The 2,018-nt window shown below is 51.2% G+C and carries 2 protein-coding genes; both read left to right on the top strand.

The features are described 5' to 3' along the window. Positions 1–729 precede the first annotated feature (729 nt). Entirely contained in the window at positions 730–1,038 is a 309-nt protein-coding gene (locus tag ACP7DD_RS26390) for a hypothetical protein (protein ID WP_426178348.1), read from the top strand. A 405-nt stretch (positions 1,039–1,443) separates the two neighbouring features. Then, positions 1,444–1,740, top strand: a complete 297-nt coding sequence (locus ACP7DD_RS26385; protein ID WP_426178346.1) for a hypothetical protein — start codon at positions 1,444–1,446, stop codon at positions 1,738–1,740. The last annotated feature ends 278 nt before the right edge of the window (positions 1,741–2,018 follow it).

Raw genomic sequence — 2,018 nt, 5'->3', positions numbered from 1 at the left:
CGCTGGAAGGACCTATCGACATCGTGAAAATCTCTCGAAACCGCGGAAGCAAGACCAAAAACCGCACAAGGCAATGAGTCAGAAAAATTGTTGAAATCGGCTAACTTGGGTGGATTGGTATGGATCCCGCCTGGGCCGATCACCAACTGGAACGCGCCGATCTTTCCGCAAAGCTGGTGCAATAATGTGCATGTACTATGCTCGCGCGGGCAGGAACCGAGTGATATAAACAGCGCACCGCCTGTGCCTGACGACTACGTTGGAGTACAAGGCGAGCAATCCGGCACCAGCGCGAGCGGAAACCGACATACTAGCGGCCCGCTTGCGCCTGAGAACGGCGGTACAGGTGATGCTCAAAAAGATTTCGACAAACTCACAGGCGGCACTGGTAAGAGGTTCCCCGAGGGAGATAGTCGGGCTAATAAGCCGGGGTACTGATCGTCGAGAACGGCATCTGGATTCGTCCGGGATCGAAAAACCCCGACGATGGACCGCGCATTGAGATTCCCGGCAAGGGCAACAAACTTCCGGAAACGCTTCACTATTAATTTATAGGATCATTGTGATATGAAAGCCTCTTTTCTGTTCGCGTTCCACGGTTTGAACTCACTTTCGAATATTCTGAAGGTTGGACTTAGGGGATATTCGTCAGACTATTAGCGAGTCGGCGGAACGACAACTGTGCATTTGTTTTTGACTACGGGCGAGATAATAAAGATCTACTCAAAGATGAACGACATCGACCGTTGGAACGAAATAGGCTCCCTTGTTTTTGAAATGGTGCAGGAATCTCCATTCTCAAAAATGATTGCCCTAGGACACACATGGAAGAGTCTTGCCTCTCTCGAAAAGCTCGTGTTTGAGCGGGATGACTTCTTAGCTGAAAGCGGGATTCGTCTGCGCACTGAATCCGACGAGACACTGTTAATCGTCACGAGTGCGAATGTACAAACCTTAGCGGTGCACGCCCCTTTCTCGAGTGGTGAGTTTTTACCGGAGAACGACCTGGCGGCTTACCGCTACATCCCACTTTTGTAAGGCGGGACCGCAAGGCAAGATCGACGACAAATATCGGGAAGAAATGAATATCGTAGCCCGCCCTCTGAATGCGTTGAAGGCAGTCGACTATCTGGCGAGGGTGCTAGAGCATGTAGCAGTGCTCGATTCGGACACGGCACATTACCATCGAACCGGTTCGATGGTTGGCCTTGCGCCACTCGCGGCATCGGCAGAGCGAATGCACGACTTCGTGCATGCTGGACTGCTTCCAAGGCAAGCTCCAACGTCCGTGGCTACGCTAAGAGTAGAGCCAGTTTTCCAGTTCTGCTCCAAATCTGGCCAGCGAGTTGTGCCAGCTTCACGATTTGGACTGTCTGATTCGCGATCCTTCAAAAACTATCGAGCAGGCAAGTGCGCAGGATGGAGATGCACTCCTGATCGACAATGCTTCGTTTTACCGGGACCGCCACTGTCTTCAATCTGAGGCCGATTGCGAGCGCGCCATCCGCAGGAATACTTACGTGGCATTTCCTGCTGCTCGTTGGCGTCGATCCGATTGAGGTGCAGCACACCTGCAGTTCAATCGTTCAACAGGCCGAATGCATTGTTGTTGGCGCATACGATGGCTTGGTGATGCTACCGAATGAAAGCCACGCTTACCGCGCGCGCGAGTCGATCATGCACATGCTAAACGAGACCAACAAATTGCTCGAAAAGTACATCAAAAAAGCGAAACCTTAAGCGTTTTTTGGGGTCTGACCATAGGTCAGACCCGCTATCAATTTAAACCTGCGAAAAAAGAAAACGTCATCCTCGCGAAGCGGGGATGGCGCTAATTTGTATGACTGGTAGGCTAGGTTGGCGATTTCTGCGGCAATCGACGGCTGGCCGTGCGGGACGCAATCCACCCAAGTTATCATTTAATGTGCAGTTAGATGGTTTATTTTCAACGTAGACACAAAAACACTTGACATCAATTTAGAAGCGCGGCCTGCAGTGTGAATTTTTGATTCTACTGC

Origin of the sequence: Massilia sp. TWR1-2-2 (genome assembly GCF_049897565.1) — a bacterium.
In the GTDB taxonomy this organism is placed as follows: domain Bacteria; phylum Pseudomonadota; class Gammaproteobacteria; order Burkholderiales; family Burkholderiaceae_D; genus JAFCUW01.
Note: the sequence above shows the minus strand (reverse complement) of the source record. Positions and strands in the feature narration are given on the sequence as shown.

Bases quoted from the DNA above. Each gene is read 5' to 3' on its own strand.
- ACP7DD_RS26385 (WP_426178346.1), top strand. From the start codon at position 1,444: ATGCTTCGTTTTACCGGGACCGCCACTGTCTTCAATCTGAGGCCGATT.
- ACP7DD_RS26390 (WP_426178348.1), top strand. From the start codon at position 730: ATGAACGACATCGACCGTTGGAACGAAATAGGCTCCCTTGTTTTTGAA.